This window comes from Acinetobacter sp. AB03 (assembly GCF_058107045.1).
Window position 1 is genome coordinate 1,911,037 of sequence record NZ_JBUEBA010000002.1, and the last position, 18,676, is coordinate 1,929,712.

13 protein-coding genes and 3 pseudogenes are annotated in these 18,676 nt (G+C 42.9%); 5 read left to right on the forward strand and 11 right to left on the reverse strand.

The annotated features are described in order from the left end of the window. Nucleotides 1–10: 10 nt before the first annotated feature. From ACY3FQ_RS09805 to ACY3FQ_RS09835, 7 genes are all read right to left on the reverse strand, one after another. Nucleotides 11–277, reverse strand: a complete 267-nt coding sequence (locus tag ACY3FQ_RS09805; protein ID WP_004980182.1) for a PAAR domain-containing protein — start codon at nt 275–277, stop codon at nt 11–13. Between the two features lie 160 nt (nt 278–437). After that, nucleotides 438–3,275 (reverse strand): RNA polymerase-associated protein RapA, encoded by a 2,838-nt coding sequence (gene rapA / locus ACY3FQ_RS09810; protein ID WP_489773973.1) that lies wholly within the window; start codon nt 3,273–3,275, stop codon nt 438–440. Nucleotides 3,276–3,411: 136 nt separating this feature from the next. Next, a complete protein-coding gene (locus ACY3FQ_RS09815) occupies nt 3,412–4,056 on the reverse strand; it encodes an RluA family pseudouridine synthase (RefSeq protein ID WP_418655275.1) in 645 nt (214 codons plus the stop codon). 174 nt (nt 4,057–4,230) lie between these two features. Next, nucleotides 4,231–5,346, reverse strand: a complete 1,116-nt coding sequence (locus tag ACY3FQ_RS09820; RefSeq protein WP_234966131.1) for an ABC transporter permease — start codon at nt 5,344–5,346, stop codon at nt 4,231–4,233. A gap of 19 nt (nt 5,347–5,365) precedes the next feature. Next, complete coding sequence (locus ACY3FQ_RS09825) at nt 5,366–6,496, reverse strand: ABC transporter permease (protein WP_489773974.1); 1,131 nt, start codon at nt 6,494–6,496, stop codon at nt 5,366–5,368. Nucleotides 6,497–6,506: 10 nt separating this feature from the next. Beyond that, nucleotides 6,507–8,324, reverse strand: a complete 1,818-nt coding sequence (locus tag ACY3FQ_RS09830; RefSeq protein ID WP_489773975.1) for an ATP-binding cassette domain-containing protein — start codon at nt 8,322–8,324, stop codon at nt 6,507–6,509. Nucleotides 8,325–8,335: 11 nt separating this feature from the next. Next, nucleotides 8,336–9,358 (reverse strand): HlyD family secretion protein, encoded by a 1,023-nt coding sequence (locus ACY3FQ_RS09835; RefSeq protein ID WP_489773977.1) that lies wholly within the window; start codon nt 9,356–9,358, stop codon nt 8,336–8,338. 110 nt (nt 9,359–9,468) lie between these two features. Here ACY3FQ_RS09835 and ACY3FQ_RS09840 point away from each other — a divergent pair, with 110 nt between their 5' ends. Further along, entirely contained in the window at nt 9,469–10,104 is a 636-nt protein-coding gene (locus ACY3FQ_RS09840; RefSeq protein ID WP_004693547.1) for a TetR/AcrR family transcriptional regulator, read from the forward strand. On the opposite strand, the pseudogene ACY3FQ_RS09845 reads toward ACY3FQ_RS09840, so the two are convergent. Continuing rightward, nucleotides 10,095–11,849: pseudogene (locus ACY3FQ_RS09845) on the reverse strand (amidohydrolase). The gene ACY3FQ_RS09840 and the pseudogene ACY3FQ_RS09845 sit on opposite strands and share 10 nt — an antisense overlap. A 153-nt stretch (nt 11,850–12,002) precedes the next feature. Further along, nucleotides 12,003–12,887 (reverse strand): LysR family transcriptional regulator, encoded by an 885-nt coding sequence (locus ACY3FQ_RS09850; protein ID WP_489773978.1) that lies wholly within the window; start codon nt 12,885–12,887, stop codon nt 12,003–12,005. A gap of 108 nt (nt 12,888–12,995) precedes the next feature. Here ACY3FQ_RS09850 and ACY3FQ_RS09855 point away from each other — a divergent pair, with 108 nt between their 5' ends. Further along, nucleotides 12,996–13,571, forward strand: coding sequence for a chromate transporter (locus ACY3FQ_RS09855; protein ID WP_489773979.1), 576 nt, complete (start codon nt 12,996–12,998; stop codon nt 13,569–13,571). After that, nucleotides 13,568–14,083: a chromate transporter gene (locus ACY3FQ_RS09860; protein ID WP_489773980.1), complete on the forward strand. Its 516-nt coding sequence runs from the start codon at nt 13,568–13,570 to the stop codon at nt 14,081–14,083. The genes ACY3FQ_RS09855 and ACY3FQ_RS09860 overlap by 4 nt, the downstream gene beginning before the upstream one ends. 147 nt (nt 14,084–14,230) lie before the next feature. Here the strand turns inward: ACY3FQ_RS09860 and ACY3FQ_RS09865 are convergent. Together ACY3FQ_RS09865 and ACY3FQ_RS09870 are read right to left on the reverse strand one after the other, a co-directional pair. Then, nucleotides 14,231–14,785: pseudogene (locus tag ACY3FQ_RS09865) on the reverse strand (TolC family protein); the annotation flags it as partial. Between the two features lie 12 nt (nt 14,786–14,797). Then, nucleotides 14,798–16,588 (reverse strand): annotated as a pseudogene (locus tag ACY3FQ_RS09870) (efflux RND transporter permease subunit); the annotation flags it as partial. A 129-nt stretch (nt 16,589–16,717) separates the two neighbouring features. On the opposite strand from ACY3FQ_RS09870, the gene ACY3FQ_RS09875 reads away from it, so the two are divergent. After that, the gene (locus ACY3FQ_RS09875) at nt 16,718–17,341 is read left to right on the forward strand and encodes a LexA family protein (RefSeq protein WP_279741502.1); all 624 of its coding nucleotides are present in this window, start codon (nt 16,718–16,720) and stop codon (nt 17,339–17,341) included. A gap of 20 nt (nt 17,342–17,361) precedes the next feature. Further along, on the forward strand, nt 17,362–18,657 hold the full coding sequence (locus ACY3FQ_RS09880; protein WP_279741503.1) for a Y-family DNA polymerase: 1,296 nt from the start codon (nt 17,362–17,364) through the stop codon (nt 18,655–18,657). The last annotated feature ends 19 nt before the right edge of the window (nt 18,658–18,676 follow it).

The window sequence follows — 18,676 nt, forward strand, 5'->3', positions numbered from 1 at the left end:
AGATCTGAGATCACTTTGCAGAAACAGTTAAGTTCTGATTAGCTAAAAAAGTAGCGCCACAGTTGGTTTTGTCTCCTGCAATCACCACAGCACGCCCCAAGACCGTTGTACTCTGATCTGCTGCAATCGCAGAAACCACCATTCGACACTTTGGACAAAAGTGCTTCATTCCATTTAAATGCACAGCAATGCCATTGATCACAAAACTATTTTCACACTCAGTGACTATGCCACCATGTGTTGTTTTTGAACCCATTGTTACTAGAGCTTTAGACATAATTTATTGTTCGATACATTAGAGTTTTAATGGCGAAAATTCTAGCATAAGCAAGCGCTTAAAATTTCAATGGATTACTTTTCAAATACAACTTAGACATCCCTTTTTTAAGGATCCATTAAAAAAGCACCCGAAGGTGCTTTTCATACAGCAATTCCAATTATGGTTTAACCACAACCATCACTTGAATTGCTTCTGGTGTGACCGATAGGCCATCGAGCAAACAGAGGCCTTCTTTTTGCAATTTTTGTAGGCGTGAAATTTCATCTTCACGAATACTCGGATTAAACTGCTTTAAGTAAGTCAGGCGGTCAATTTCGTATTGCCACTTGCTACCATAAACTTCTTTCGCCTGTTGCACAAAGCTCGGTAAGGCCGCACGCGCAAGCTCCAATGCTTGTACATAACGCTGCTCGATCACTTCACGGCGTGCTTTCACGACTTGGCGACAGCTATTACCATCCAAATGATGCAAGTACGGTTTTAAGATTTCAGGCGCAATTTTCTGCGACAGGTCTTGACCCTTTTCACTTAACAAAACGCGAACCAGCTGCTGCGGTAAGCTTGAAGGCAAATTCAATGCTTTCGGTGCAACCACATCGACCTTAAACCACACTTCTAACAACACCGAACCTTGTGGTAAAGCAGCTGACTTCAAGACTGCAACGTTGGTACTACCAAAACCTTGAGTGTTGATCATTTCCATTACGCTTTCAGTAAATGGATGCTCAAGAGTTAAATACTGAGCATCCTCACGTATCTGAGCTTGATCGCGGTAGAAGGTCGCTGTCATGCCTTCTTCATCCAAGGTTAAACCTTGAACTTGCATTTGATCAGTTGGTTTAATGATGACGGTACCGTTGCTTTGCTCGTCAAAATCAATATTTGTCGACGCCATAAAGCGCTTCATAAACATTGGCAAAGTGGTGTTGTCATCATAAGACTCAAGCGCTTGCACAATTTCTTGCGCCACAATTGGACGACAAGAGTTGTATTCAAGCAAACGATCGCGACCTGATTGTAACTCTGCTTCTAAGGCTTCGCGTTGCACGCTAACTGCTTCGAGTAAGTCATCAAACTGCTGACCTTTATCTGTCAGTAAACAATCTTTCAGTTCAACAATAAAGTTTTCTTGTAAAGTTTGAGCAGTTGGCGAGATATTACTGAAAATATTCAAGGCTTCGTTATACCAACGGAATATACGTTCTTGCGCTGTACCAATTAGATACGGCACATGAATTTGAATCCGGTTTTCTTGACCAATACGATCTAAACGACCAATACGCTGTTCAAGTACATCTGGGTTCGCAGGCAAGTCAAATAAAATCAAATCTGAAGCAAACTGGAAGTTACGACCTTCAGAACCAATTTCAGAGCACAGTAAAATTTGTGCACCATAAGATTCTTCAGCAAAGTAAGCCGACGCTTGGTCACGCTCAAGTAAACTCATGCCTTCATGGAACATTGCAGTACGAATACCCGCATGTAAACGGAGTACGTTTTCAAGTGCTTCAACCACGGGACCAGTACGTGCAATAAGCAACACTTTTTTGTGTTTTAAGTCTGTACGTAGTTTTTCCATGAGCCACATGACACGCGGGTCAGCTTCCATCCACGCACCGTCAAGCTGTGCTTCCTCTGGCCACATTTGTTCACGCAATTTACCGTCTTTAGACCAGTTTTCTGGTGCAGGCAAAGGCGCAGGTTGACAGTCACGACCTGGGAAACCTTGGATGGCCTCACGGGTGTTACGGAACAAAATACGCCCTGTACCATGACGGTCTAAAAGCTCATGAATGGCACGGAAACGTTGTTCGGGTGCATCTTCAATGCGATGCCCTAGTAAACCTTCCAATGCAGCCAAATGCCCTTCTTCAAGTGGCATATCTGACATCAGTACTTCAGCAATTTTTGCAGTTTGTTGATACTGGGTTTCTTCATCCAAGAAACGATCCAGCGAACTAAAACGCTGTGGGTCAAGTAAACGTAAACGCGCAAAGTGACTTTCCACACCCAGCTGTTCTGGGGTTGCCGTTAACAGTAAAACACCCGGTGTTTTTTCTGCTAACTCTTCGATCAAGTCATAGCGGTCATTACCACCGTCTTCTTCATTCCACATCAAGTGATGCGCTTCATCGACCACCAACAGATCAAAACCAGCTTCTAGGGCTTGTTCACGCAAGTCATCATGGTCAATCATCAAATCAATTGACGCAATAATGCATTGTTCAGTCAGGAATGGATTCAGTTCAGGATCATGTTCTTTGATTGAAGCCGTACGGGTTAAATCAAATAATGAGAAGTTCAAATTGAAACGACGACGCATTTCAATCATCCACTGATATTGCAGTGAATCAGGCACCAAAATTAGGATGCGTTCTGAACGGCCCGTTTTAAGTTGTTGATGAATAATTAATCCAGCTTCAATGGTTTTACCTAAGCCGACTTCATCGGCTAAAAGGACACGGGGTGCAAAACGTTGACCCACTTCGTGTGCAATATACAACTGATGAGGAATCAGACCGACACGTGAACCAACCATACCGCGTAAAGGGCTCGATTTCATATTGGCTTGCATCAGCATCGCTTCAATACGTAAGTCGTACCATTCTTTATAGTCAATTTGACTTGCCAATAAGCGATCAAGCGGTTTAGACAGCTGAATTTGAGCACCAATGCGAGTCTCATTCAGTGATTTACGCTCTTCCGTGCCATCTTCTAAGCGACGAACAACGTTATAACGCACTACACCATGACGGTCTTCATGTGATTCAACCGTCCACTTGGTGCCTTCTTGATCTTGTAATTCATCGTTCACGTTAAAAATGATACGTGATAAAGGTGCATTATTCCGTGCATATACACGTGTTTCATCACTTTTAGGAAATAAGATGCTGACAGATCGCTCATCTACATCAATAAGAACTCCTAGACCTAGTTCCGTTTCAGTATCTGATAACCAACGTTGACCAATAGCAAACTGCTGCAATTTTTCCACCTTTATCTACAAGTTAGGACTGCAAATTTAATGCTCAAACATTGTTTGATATTTGAGCAAAATTATACACCTTTAAGCAATATATTTTGACATAAAGCTCACTAAAAAAGTGAGCAAATTTGATGATTCCACGTACTTAAAATGGTACTGGACAAATAAATTCGATACGTTCATTGGTTTGGGGATGATGAAAACTCAAACGCTCTGCATGTAAACACAAACGCGGCATCAAATCTTGCTGGTCAGGCGCAGCATAGAGCGTATCTCCGACGATAGGATGACCTAAAAACTGCATGTGCACACGAAGCTGGTGCGAGCGTCCTGTAATAGGGGTGAGCGCCACACGAGTCACGGGCTGACCCTGTATTTCAAAATGTTCTAAGGCTTTCCACTCAGTCACAGCAGGCTTGTTATGACTGAGCTCTGCAATATGTAACGGCGGACGGGATGGATCATAAATCACAGGCACATCAACAGTGCCCTGACCATCTAAATGACCAGCCACAATCGCTTGATAGGTTTTATCGGTTTGGCGTTCTTGAAACTGACGAGAAATGGATTTTTGTCCCCAACGGCTGAGACCAAAAACCAAGATACCCGAGGTATCGCGATCAAGACGGTGGATTAGTAGAGTTTTAGGTTCTAGTTTGACTAAACGATTGATCATACAATCTTGTAAGTCTTCTGTCTTCCCCGGAACGGTGAGTATACCTGCAGGCTTATGGATGACCATAAAGTCTTCATCTCGATGAATCAGGTGTTCGGTTAGAAAATTACTCAAGGTTCCATTCCAAGCTGATCGCGAAAACAAGCGGGCAATAATAAAAAGCTTAAGCCAGAAATACAATGCAAAAATCGTTTTTTTTAATCATGAACCGATATTGATTGCATTATTTAACGTCAAACGCCGAGTCACAGTCTGTATCGATAAGAGAAACATAAAGATATCACTCTCTTATGACAAACGATTTCTAAATAACCACGCAGCCAAAGGCAAGGTAATTACGGCTAATATTAACATCGGTACAAAGTCCCATTTCACTTGCGCAAAACTCGCACCTTCCAAATACACCCGTTGTACCAAGTCTATGCCGAAGCGTAGTGGGTTGGCATAAGTCAGCCAATTCAGCACTTCAGGCATATTTTGTACAGGAGTTAGTAAACCTGATAAAAGCGTTAAAGGCATGATCAAAAAGAAAGTATACAGCATGGCTTGTTGCATATTGAGTGCAATCGCTGAAATCGACAGTCCCACACCCACGACAGCAATGTTAAAGGCAAATAATCCAAAATAAAGTAAGGTCAAGGAGCCATTCATCGGGATCTGGAACCAGAACAGAATAATCGCCAAAATAATGGAAGATTGAATAACCCCAATCATAATCGGCGGAATGGCCTTCCCGATCATAATCTGCGTCGGGGTATAAGGTGTAACTAAGAGTTGATCAAAAGTCCCTTGTTCACGCTCGCGTGCTACTGAAAGTGCCGAAAGTAACAGTGTCTGCATCATACTTAAAGTTGCAATCAGAGATGGCATGATGCCCCATCTCGACTCGACATTCGGGTTATACCATGTCCGCGCTTGTACCATAATCGCTGAGCTAGCCCCCAAACGTTCTCGATTGACCTGCCCCACCACACTACTGATGTAGGAGCCCGCCATACTTGCAGTAGATGAGTTTCTCCCATCTAGAATCACTTGAATCGGCGAAGCCTCTTGATTATTGAGCTTATCTTCAAAATCAGCAGGAATGGTGATAACGGCCAAGGCTGTTCGATCATTAATCACCTGTTGAATTTGTTGATTATTCTGCAAATCTGCCGTGCGTTTAAAAATTCCTGAACCATCTAAATGCGCTAAAACTTGTTGTGAACTTTGACTTCGGCTTTGATCCAGCACGGCATAATCAACATGATTGACATCATAACTTGCGGCATAACCAAACAAGACCGCTTGGATAAATACAGGAGCAATTAAGGTCACTCGATTGGCAGGATCGGCTAAAATGGCTAAAAACTCTTTTCGGATCAGCACCCAAAGATAACGAAACCACTGCATTAACGTTGTCATAACACTATTCTTCCTTTCGTTAGTCCAAGCGCTTTTTCAGTGTGCGCGCGGTCATTACCGTGAATAGCACGATATAAATCAGTAAAATGCCACATTCTTTAAACCACAAAGACCAATCATCACCACCAAGTAATAAAGTTTTAATCAAAGTCATATAGTGCGTTGCAGGTAAAACATTACTGATGATTTGCACAATTAGGGGTAAGTTTCGTGTATCGAACACAAAACCTGAAAGCATCAAAGCGGGCATAAAGCTAGCAAGCAGTGCCATTTGACTGGCTTGAAACTGACTTTTTGATAGGCCTGAAATCATTAGACCCAGCAGTAACGACACCATTAAATATAAAAAAGAGGCACTCATGACAGAGAGCAGTGATGCGCGAATGGGTACATCAAACAGAACATGTGCTGCAACTAAACACATCACAATATCGATCATCCCAATCACGATATAGGGTGCCAGTTTTGAAAGTACAATTTCTAGAGGACGTACGGGCGTAACATATAATGCTTCTAAAGTGCCACGCTCGCGCTCACGTGCAATCAGCAAGCCTGTTAAAAATGCGCCGACCAAGGTCAAAATCAAGACAATTAAACCTGGTACTAAAAACCACGTACTATTTGCGGACTCGTTAAACCACATCCGTTGTTCAACCGTGATAATGCCACCCACCGAAGCTGCATTGGTTCGGTCTGTTTGTATCAAACTGGCGGTATTGAGCGCACTGGTAATATAACCCTGCAAAGCCGAAGCAATACTGGTCGAACGGCCATTCGTAATGACCTGAACAGCATCCACTCCCTTTGCATATTGCTCCGCAAAGTTGCTGGGTATATTGACGATGGCATCAATTTCAGCCTTGCCCATTGCAGCTTCAGCTTGGCTAAAGCTTGGATAGTGCTTGACGGTAATGTATCTAGAGCCGTTTAAGCCACTCATCAGTTGCTGACTCTGTGGCGTGGGCTGTTGCTCCACCACCCCGACGCGTCCGTTGGTTAAGTCAAAAGACAGTCCATAACCAAACAGTAAAATTAAAATAATCGGTAGAATGAAACCAATCGCCATACTGCTTTTATCACGAAGCAATTGTTTGGATTCTTTACGTGTTAAGGCAAACAGTCGTGTCCAGAAAGCTGAGAAATGATTCATCTGACACTCCTCAGTGAGCCTGCATGTCCGCACGGGACTGTTCAACGATGGCAAAAAAATCGCTATTCATATCGTTTACACCCTCTAACTGTGCCATCCCACGAATCTGTTGAGGTGTGCCAATCGCCAGCAACTTCCCTGCATCTTGAATCGCAATCCGATCACAATATTCAGCTTCTTCCATAAAGTGTGTGGTCACAATAATGGTCATGCCTTGGTTCGCTAGCTCTCCAATGGTGTACCAAAAAGAGCGCCTTGCTAACGGATCAACACCACTGGTCGGTTCATCTAAAAATACAATTTCAGGCTGATGTAACAGTGCTGCTGCCATCGACAAACGCTGTTTAACACCATTTGGCAGATCACTGCTTTTAGCATGTGGCTTAAGTTCAAACTGAAGCAACGCTTTATCAATTTGCTGCTTTAAGTGTTTACCCGATAAGCCATAAGCACCACCAAAAAACTTTAAATTATCCAGTACGCTCAAATTGCCATACAGGGCAAACTTCTGCGATACATAACCAATTTTTGCCCTTGCCTGCGCACGAGCTGTACGCAAATTCATGCCTGCCACTTCCAACACACCACTGCTGGCGGGCAGTAAGCCACAGAGCATACGAAACGTCGTGGTCTTACCTGCACCATTGGGGCCAAGTAAACCAAAAATTTCGCCTCGATATACATCAAACGAGGTATTGGCCACGGCGGTAAAATCACCAAAGGTGCGTACCAAATCCTTCACCACAATCACAGGTTTCTCGAGCTGTTGTTTTACATCCTGCTTTGTTTTCACTTGTGGTGAATCAGAGTTTTCTATCAAAGTTATTGAAGGGTCTAAAGCTAAATTTTCCTGTGCCAATACCGTTTTTTGAGTATGCTTCGCCTCATGTAAAAGTAACATAAATGCATCTTCTAGCTCTGCTGCTCTCGGTTCTGCAACAATGCCTTTGGGCAAGAGATCTGCTGGAAGTGATGGGCTTTCAATTCGCGTAATAAAACGCACTACATTGCCTTTGGGAACTGCATCGGCAATATAATGTTGATTATCGAGTAAATGTGCTTGTAACACCCGCGCCTTCATGTCGGGACTGGGTTCTACTTGCCATGTTTGTCCCTGTGCCTGAGCCGTCAGTTCATCGGGTGTACCTTGCTTTAGGACTTGCCCATCCAACATAACATAAACCTCATGACATCGTTCAGCTTCATCCATATACGCAGTACTGAGGATGACACTTAAGTTCTCCTCCCTCACCAACTGTTCAATGATGATCCACAAATCACGGCGTGAGAGTGGATCGACACCGACACTTGGTTCATCCAACAGCAATAGTTCAGGTGAACGGACTAAAGTGCAGGCCAAACCTAACTTCTGCTTCATGCCTCCAGAGAGTTTTCCTGCGGGACGTTCAGTAAAGCACGCCAAGTCGGTAATCTTGAGCAAACGTGCAAAACGCTCCTTGCGAACGTCCATTGGCACGCCATGCAAATCCGCATACAAGTCTAAATTTTCTTGAATGGTGAGGTCTTCATACAAACCAAACTTTTGCGGCATGTAGCTGATACGATCTTGCATAGATTGTGGATCTTTGGCGACATCCATTCCTAAGACTTTTAAGCTTCCAGTGGTTGGCTCATATAAACCTGCGATCAATCTTAAAAATGTGGTTTTACCTGCACCATCAGGCCCAACCAAAGCCGTTAGTTGTCCTGCCTTGATCTGCATATTTATGCCTTGCAAAGCCTGCACATCATCTAAACCTTTTTGTTCTGCTTTAAAGGTTTTGTTTAAATCCGTGGCAATTACAATGCTCTCTACTGACATCGACATATTCCCCTGCCTTAAGGATTGTTCGTGGCCGTTGGGCGAGATGATTTGGCTATGTTCACCGTCACAGGTTGTCCCATCTTCAGTTGGTCATTCGGGTCATCGACATAAATACGGACTTCATAAACTAAAGTCGTGCGAATATCTTCGGTCTGTACCGTTTTCGGGGTAAATTCCGCCACAGATGAGATATAACCAATTTTTCCTGTGATGGGCTGATTCGGTTGTGAGTCACGAATAACTTGTGCTGCTGCGCCCATGTTGATATGCCCAAGATCCATTTCACTTGCATAAACACGCACCCATTTAGGATGGATCAGGGCAATGGTATAGACGGACTTGTTTGAAGTCGTCATGTCACCAACTTCTTGTAAACGTGCACGAATTACGCCATTAACAGGTGCCAGCAGCTTACTTTGAGTAATTTGATAATCAATCAAATCAAGATTGGCTTTGGTCGATTCATATTGTGCTTTAGCCGCTTCACGATCTTCTGTGCGTGCACCTTTCAAAAGTAGCTCCAAGTTGGCTTTTGTTTCACCTACGGCCGCTTCCGCCATTTTCATATTGCTTTTTGCAGCATCAACCTCTTGCTTACTCACCGCTTGACCCGCAGTACTCCGATTTAAGACATTTAAACGTTGGTATTGTTTATCGGCATTTTCAAACTGGGCTTGGGCAGACTGTACTTTCGCTTTCGCTTGGGTAATCTCTTCAGGTCGATTGCCCGCAGCTTGCTCATTTAAGGTTTGCTGTTGAACTTGTAACTGTGCTTGGGCTTGCTGTGCTTGTATAGTCAGCGATTCAGTATTTAGTTCGGCAAGAACCTGACCTTTTTGAACGCGATCACCTTCTTGAACAGCCAAGCTTTGAATACGCCCAGCCGTTTCAAATGCCAGCGAGACTTGTCGAATATCGACATTGCCATATAGCACCAGATGATCGGGATCGGCTTTGTCTCGACTGAACCACAACAATGCAGCCGCTACAGCAATGAGCAATACCCCAACCAACAATATGAACTTACTTTTGTTCATGCACACCAAACCTTCGCTTAGTTTCAATACAAGTTTAAATTTAATTTAAACTATAACAATTCAGTTAAGAAAGATATACTTCAAGTCTAAATTTTGATGCAGAGTAAATAATGTCTAGAGCTGGACGTAGTGATGGTGATTTAACCAAATCTAAAATTTTGGATGCTGCTGGCCGCCTAATTGCTCAGGATGGTTTTGCAAAAACCACGAGTAAAGCCATTGCCAAGCTGGCCGAAGTCGATTTAGCTGCCATTAACTATCACTTCGATGGTCGTGATGGCTTATATCGTGCCGTACTTGCCGAAGCACATACGCATTATATTGATGAACAAGAACTCTTGACCTTGCTTAACAGCTCTAAAACGCCTACTGAAAAACTGGAAGCTTTTTTTGAAAGCCTGATCGGTAAGCTGGTTGAAACCGATGTCTGGCATAGCAAAGTGTTTGTTCGCGAACTTTTTTCACCGACTACCCACCTATACACGTTTATGCAAAATGATGGTGCGCGAAAGTTTCTTTTGGTTAAAAAAATTATTAGCCAAGTTTCAGGTATCGATGAAAATCATCCTGCACTTTTGCCTTGTGTACTCAGCACCGTCGCGCCTTGTATGATGCTAATTTTGGCAGATGCAAATGGTCCAAGCCCACTTAAAAATGTCTCCAAGCTTGAACCTGCACTTTTAGTCAAACATCTCATGACCTTTTCAGTCGCAGGTTTACAAGCCGCTAAACAACTTTATCTTTGATAAACCAACTGTCCTTGCTTATAGGTTGCAAGAACTTTGATGTCTTTAATTTTAGATGGTTCAGTGGTGATTGGATTGGCACTTAAAATAACAAAGTCACCGTATTTACCTGTACTTAAAGTGCCTTTAATATCTTCTTCAAAATACTGATATGCAGCCCAGTCCATCATCGTTTTAAGTGCGATATACGGGCTGACTTTTTGTGTCTCACCCAAAACTTTGCCTGTTCGTGTGGTGCGATTAACCGTTGCATCCAACACCATCATGCTTTTCGGTGGGATAACAGGAGCATCATGATGCTCAGTGAAAATCATGCCTTTTCTTAAGGCCGAACCTGTTGGTGAGATGTGTTCAGCACGCTTTTCACCTAAGGTTTGTGCCACATGCCAGTCGCCCCAGTAGTAGGTATGCAAAGAAAAAAATGAGGGAATCAAGTGAAGCTGTTTCGCCCGATCCAGTTGATCCTCTCGCATGGTTTGTGCATGAATAATCACATCTCGTCGCTGTGAGGCATCATATTTCTTTTGCGCATTGGCAATCACATTGAGGTATTGATCAATCGCGGCATCACCATTGGCATGTGCCAAAATGGGCCAATGCTGCCTGAAAGCCAAATCAATCATGTGCTGGACTGTTTTTTGCTCTGGAAATGCAGGATAGCCACGATAGTTCTTATCTTTCCCTTCAGGCGGAACCACATAGGGTTCAGTTAACCATGCTGTTTTACCTTGGGGTGAACCATCTAAGCTAATTTTCACGCCACCAATTCTAAAGTGATTTACATAGTTTTTGCTTACACCTTTTTCGAGCATATACGCCTGTTCAGAACTAATATCAGGATAAGAGACGACATCGATGGCTAATTTATTTTGATTGGCCAAACTGCGCCAAAGTTCTGAAGTACCACGATCAGCCCGTCCTTCTTGTACTGTGGTGTAACCATTTTTCATATAGGTCTGTACCGCAGTCAACGCTATTTGCTGCATCATTTCAGGTGGGACCGTTTTAAACGCCTGTAACATAGCCTCAATCACGACACTTTCTTCCAGTACACCATTCGGAATATTGGTCCCTACTACGCGTCGAATCACACCACCACTGGGGTTGCTACTTTTTTCATTAATGCCTAACAACTCTAGCGCTTTGTGATTCACAGAGGCCAAATGTCCAGACTGATGCAAAATCAGTACAGGTTGAGTCGTTGAAATCTGATCTAAATCTGTGGCTGTTGGATGAGCTTTCTCTTGTAGCTGGGCATCATCATAACCATTGCCAATAATCTAGCCAGAAGTCGCTTGGACAAAAGTTGGATTTTGCTTCGCCCACGCCTTCATTTCTTGGATAAGTGTGGCAATACTCACCACCTTGCCATCTGGTGGCGGATATAAATTAGCCACAGTTTGCTGCATACCGACAGAGTTTAAATGACTATGGGCATCAATGATGCCTGGGATGACATTCTTGTTATTCAAGTTTAAGCGTTTCGCCTGTGGCGCAAGCTTTTCAGCCTCAGACAATGTGCCTGTATAACGAATCTTTCCATCTTGAATTAATATGGCATCGACATAGCTGGGCTGCATGCCTTGCATAGTTAAAATGGGGCCACCATAGACCAATAAGGCATTTTGCGTCTGTTGTTGTGTATTTGAAACGCTGCTAGACGGGCTGGTTGTACAACCACTCATCATTACCACAGAGGAAGAAAGTAGAGCCGTAAGTGCAAAAGAAACTTTATTAAAAAGCATGGGTTAAACACCTCATATTGCTAAATATTATATTTTGCTCCATACGAGCATTCGTTATAGGTATAAAACTTTAAATACAACACATCATCACTCTACCTTAGCACTTTAAGCCGGCTCTTGTCAGGCAGAATAAGGTGCACAATATTCAACAGATTATTGCAATAACTTTAAGATGTGTTGCAAACGGACATTGTCTATATTTTCTTTATAGACTGCATAAATCGGCGCAATACATGGGTTATTGGCCTTAAGCGTTTTATAAACAATCTGCTTATTCCAAAAGTCACGAATGGCCTCAGGCACGATGGATAAACCAATCCCCGCAGCAATCAAGTTTAAGCTTGAGGTTAAACGTGGCGCTTCTTGTACAATTTTGGGACTAAATCCAGCTTGGTAACAACTGGCCAAAATATTATCGAATAAATCTTGTCCAGCTAAACGTCGGTATAACACAAAATCATGCGGTTCAAGATCCAGCAAGTGAATCGGTTCGGCTTGTTCAGCCAAAGGATGATTATTTGGTAAAGCCACAATGAGCGGTTCATCTAATACATGTAGACTGGTTAAACCAAGGCCAATCGGTGCAGGTTTGCGTAAGAACACAATGTCATTTTTTTCATTACTAATGGAATCTATCAGCGAGCTACTGCCATCTTCTTCCAGATGAATTGAAACACGTGGAAAAGTTTCCCGAAAGTTACGCAGCAAGGCAAGTAAAAAAGGATGTAAGCCAACCGAGTTGGTAAAGCCAATATTAATCTGACCTTCAACCCCTAAAGAAATATCCTGCACACGTTTAGGAATTAACTGTGCATGCGCCAATATCGCAAGGGCTTCTTTGTACAAAACCTTGCCCGCTTCTGTCACCTCGACACCACGTGGCAAACGCTTTAACAGTTGAGTATTCAGCTCTTCTTCCAAGCTTTTGATAATCCGTGTCAACGGTGGTTGTTGCATATTCAAACGTACCGCAGCATGCGAAATATTACTTTCTTCTACAACTGCAACAAATGCTCTGAGTTTATGGATATCCATCATGTCTGCCCCATCAAACATACTTTTTCAGTATATATAACGTCAAAAATAGCATTTTTCAATATATCTCTACAGGTTCATACTGGACACATTCCACAAAAGGCGAAAGACATGAACACTGAAGTGCTCCCTGCTGAACAAATAACCCACCCGACTTCTCGGGCACTATTTGCAGGCTTTATGAAGCTGGGACTCATGGGCTTTGGTGGCGTACTGCCACTTGCACACCAAATGGTTGTAGAAGACCAAAAATGGCTCAATACGGAAGAGTTCACGGACTTATTGGGTGTCTGTCAAATCCTCCCCGGCGGAAACATCATTAATATGGCTGTTGCGATTGGTTATGAGTTTCAGGGAGTTAAAGGTGCTATTAGTGCTGTTCTCGGGTTGATTTTTGCACCGACGGTGATTGTAATTTTGCTGTATCAGCTCTATAGCCAATTTCAAAGTATCCCCGTGATTCAGCACATGATACAGGGACTAGCAGCAGCGGCAGCAGGTTTACTATTTGCGATGGGGTTAAAAATGTTGAAACCCATTCTGAAAAGTTACCTCACGATCTTTACCATCGCGCTGACCATTGTCTTTATGCTGATTGTTAAGATTCCCTTGGCATTAACGTTACTGATCTTAGTCAGCATCAATGTCGCAGTCTTAAGCTTGAAAAAAAGAGGAAAAAACGCATGATTTTACTCTCCTTAGCCATCGTTTTTACCCAGCTTTCTATATTGGCCTTTGGTGGCGGCAATGCAATTTTGCCTGAAATGCAACATCAAGTAGTCGAAGTGCATCGTTGGCTTACTGCCACAGAGTTCAGTACCATGTTTGCCATGGCTCAAGCGGCACCGGGCCCCAATATGATGATTGTGCCACTGGTCGGCTGGCATGTGGCTGGACCTGCTGGACTGTTCGTGACTTCATTGGCGAAGTTTGGGCCCTCTTCTGTACTGACTATATTTGCACTCAAGTTTTGGAATCAGTTTAAGGATCACCCGCTACGTAGCATGTTTGAAAAAGCACTGAAACCAATTACTGTCGGCTTGGTTTTGGTCAGTGCCTATATTATTGCCGCAGCATCTGCTCAGAACTGGTTGCTTATCGCGATCGTTATCGTGGCAACGGGGTTAAGCTTAGTGAAAAAAATTCATCCACTATGGGTCATGCTCTTTGGAGCAATGTCAGGCGCACTGTTTTTATAAACGGTGTGTCATAAAAGTTCGTGTTCAATAGCACATACTTTCTATTTTATTATTACTTTCAAATACATAGTATAAGCCTTACATCTGATGCCCAAGATGTAAGGCTTAATGGTTTGGTCAATCACCACTTGGAAAGAAAGCAAGTGTCTAGGAAATATTTCCACCCATAGCAGTCATTAATTGCGCTGTATTTTTTAATTGCATTTGTTGTAACTCTAATGTGCTCTGTTCAGCTTGCAGCCTTAAATTCTGCGCCGTGACCACTTCCAAATAACTGACTAAACCTGCGTTATAACGTCGCATCACCACTTGTTCATTTTCTTTAGTCAGTTGCAGTAACTGAGCTTGCTCCAGTTGTTGTTGTTTCAAACTTGAAGTTTGCATTAAAGCATCATCAACTTCCTTCCAGCCCGTAAGTACAGCTTGCTTATAGGCTGCTAATTTTTCATCATAACTTGCCCGCGCTTGGGCAATTTCAGCTTGACGTTTTCCACCATCAAAAATAACCGGAGCCGCTTCTAATCCCGTAGACCATAAGTATGCAGGGGCTTGGAACAACTGACCCAACACTTGACTATTTAAACTCGCATTAAGACCAATATTAATATCTGACAACCATGCCGTTTGTGCTAAACCCAACTGTGCATGTGTACTCGCAAGCTCTCGCTCTGCACGAATCACATCAGGACGTTGCATGAGTAAGCGACTTGGTAACTATGCAGGTACAGTAGGAATACTCAAACCTTGCTGACGTTTCACCAGTTGAAACTGAACTACACTTTTACCCTGTAAGACCGCCAGCACATTTTCCTGTAAATTACGTTCACGCTGCATTTCAATCTGCTGTATTTGCACTTGTTTCAACTGTGTTTCTGCCTGTATCACATCTGCCCGCGCAATCATCCCTGCTGTATATTGGTTTTTTAAAATTTGCACTGAACGTAGGTAACTTTTTTGGGTTTGCTGCAGCACATCAAGTTGCGCATCCAAAATGGCATGTGAGCTTTGCCCCTCACGCTCTGCTTTGGGTTTTAAACTCACCATGAAAAAAGAATTGGTGGTTCCGTCTGCTCCGCCTGAGGTTCCAACCACATCTTTTACAGCAGGGTCACTCAACAAGCTTTCACTAAAGGCTGCAATTTTGGGTTGCATAATTTGAAAGGAAAACCCGTCATCACCACGAATAAAAGCCTCAACCCGTCCTGTATCCTGCTCAGGCAATACCCGTTTAGGAAGGTGCTGATAAACATAGAATGAAGCCCCAATCGCACCCAACCAAAATAAAATCACGACATAGCCATGTGCTAGCATCCATTTTAAAGATGTTAAATAAGCATGATTAAACTGCTGCATGCAACGATGGCTAAATTGATATAAAGGCTGATGTTGGTCGCTCTCTAGCGGTTTTAGACAACGTGCAGATAAGCTTGGTGTTAGGACCAAGGAAACAAAAACCGATAACACCACAATAAAAACTAAGGTCAGTGAAAACTCGCGGAACAGCCGCTCAATCACACCGCCCATAAACAACACTGAAATGAAAATCACCACCAAAGCCAAATTCATGGCCATTAAAGTCAGCCCCACCTCCTGAATCCCTTTAATGGCAGCCTGTACAGGAGAGTCTCCCTGCTCAATATGACGCTCAATATTTTCCAGCACCACAATCGCATCATCCACCACCAATCCTATAGCGACAATCACTGCCATAATGGAGAGGTTGTTGAGCGAAAAACCCGCCAAATACACCAAACTACAAGCCCCCACCAAAGTCACCAACATGGCAATACTCGGCACAAGAGCACTTTGCATACGCCCTAACATCAAAGCAACGACAATAATGACCAACAGCATGGAAAACAACAACGTATCGCGGGCTTCCGCTAAACCTGCGCGAATGATTTCAGAACCATCCATCACCGTAGTCAATTGCGCATCTGCGGGAATGAGTGATCTTAATTCAGGCAGTTTTTCTTTGATTTGATCAATGGTCGCCACGGTATTGGCATTGGGTTGACGGCTGATTTTGATAATCACTGCAGGTTTACCATTATGAAAACCACTGACATAGCGGTTTTCAACAGAATCTTGCACCTCAGCCACATCTTTTAAACGTACGATGGCTTGAGCATTACGATGAATCACCAAGTTTGAAAAATCTTGCGCTTGTTTTAAATCATTCGATAGTGCAACTTGCCAACGAAGTTGATCGGTTTCAACCACGCCCAATGCTTGTACTGTATTGCTTTTTTCAATTGCAGTACGGACTTGTTCCAATGAAACGCCCTGTGCAATGAGTGCATTCGGATTTAAGGTGATCCGCACCGCAGGCATAGACGCGCCATCAATTTCAACTTCACCAACCCCACTTATCTGCGCAAGATTGGGCTGGAGTTGATTGCTGGCAATTTCATATAATTTACCCGCAGATAAATGCGCTGAACTTAATGCCAAATAAAAAATTGGGCTTTGGCTTGGATTAACCTTGAAATATTCAGGTGGGCTATCCGCGACCAAAATTGACGGAGCATTGTTTATTCAGTGTTTTTAAATTTGAGTTTTCACCCACATCAGCATATTCTAAACAGACAGATTTCACTTCCAAACACGCCTTGTAGCGTAGGAGTATTCAACATGTCAAAGAAGTTACCTATCTACTTCTCGGACGACGCATGGTCGTCTCTACAAGATCTCATGGGGCCAGACGGCAAACCCAGCCCCACCATCAATAGCATGCTCGAACAAATTGCACAGCAAGCTGAACTTTCAGATCAACTTGGGCTAACCCCTGTTCTACCTCAGTCTAAAGTCTCCATTCCTGTCTCTTTAGAGCGCATTCCAGCAGGCCCAGCCTTCAGCACTAAAGATGAACAAGGCAAAGCCATCGATCTCAATGAGTTTTTAATACAAAACCCCATTTCAACGTTCATCGCTCATGTAGACAGTGAGTCAATGTTAGGCGCAGGTCTTGAAGTAAATGACCCAATTATTATTGATCGGAGTATTGAAGCCAAACACTACGACATTGTGGTGGTTTTAATTGATAATAATGACTCCACTATTAAAAGACTGATGATGACAAGCAAAATGTCAAAGTCGGATATCAAAGACATTTTTGGAGATGAAAACTACCCTTTGCCTCAACTTTGGCTAAAAGCTGAAAACTCCGAGTATGAACATATTATTCCTACAGAAAATCAAACCTTTGTCATTTGGGGAGTGGTGACGTTTAACTTAAAACGTTTGTACCACCGTTAAGAATAATAAGAAGAAGCAACATGAAAAATGAAACTGAAATATTCGCGCTCGTTGACGTGAATAATTGCTATGTCTCGTGTGAACGCGTATTTAATCCAAAGCTCAATGACTGCCCTGTGATTGTATTAAGTAATAATGATGGTTGTGTAGTTGCTCGAAGCCAAGAAGCCAAGGATCTCGGCATTGGCATGGCTGTCCCTTTTTTTCAAATTCAAGAACTCGTCCAGCAGCATGATATTCAAGTGTTTTCGAGTAACTATGCTCTATATGGGGAAATGTCTCGCCGCTTCATGCAGTTATTGGGGCAATATGTGGCAGCCGATGAACAAGAGATCTATTCCATTGATGAATGTTTTTTAAAGCTAACAGCTTATGAGCATTTATTTAACCTCACTGACTATGCCAAAGACATGAAAGACAAGGCATGGCAGTGGCTTGGTCTTCCCTGCTGTATTGGAATTGGTCGTTCTAAAACAGAAGCCAAAATAGCCAATCATCTGGCCAAGAAAAATAAGGCTTTAAATGGTGTGTGCAATTTGGCACACATGGACCCATGTACTGCTGAATACATGCTTGCACATGTGGAGGTCGGTGAAGTCTGGGGCGTCGGTCGACAGAACTGCAAAAAGCTGAACGCGATGGGTATTTATACGGTTTTAGATCTGATTGAATCCAAGCCGAGTGAAATTAAAAAGCACTTTAGTATTGTCATGGAAAAGACTGTCCGTGAACTTCAAGGGATGTCTTGCATCAATATTGAAAGTGATGAAGTTGCACATAAACAAATTATTAGTAGTCGCTCATATGGTCAAGCTGTGTATGAGATTGATGACATCAAAGCCTCTGTACGCTTATATGTTGCCAGTGCGGTTAAACGCTTACGTCATGATGGCTCTATTTGTAGAATGATCGGGGTGTATATTCAAACAGGTCGTTTTAGCCAAAGTGAACGTTACTCGCCCTATACCATTGTGCACATGCATGAACATACCGATGATTTACTTGAAATTACACAGGCTGCCATGAAAGGCATTGACCAAATTTTCAAGTCAGGGTTTAAATACAAAAAGGCGGGCATCGTCCTTTTGGAAATTATGGATAAATCTAAATTTGTGCATGATCTTTTTACCGACTATAGCCATAAAAATGACCGTGAAGAACTCTCCAATACGATGGATGCCATTACTGAACGTTTTGGTAAAAATATGATTTCTTTAGGGGTTTGCCATGAGAAAAAAGAACCTTGGCAAATGAATCAGTGCAATCGCTCTCCTGCCTATTTGAGTAACTGGTCGGAGCTATTTAGAGTGGGTTGAAGTTAAGTCTTCATAAAAG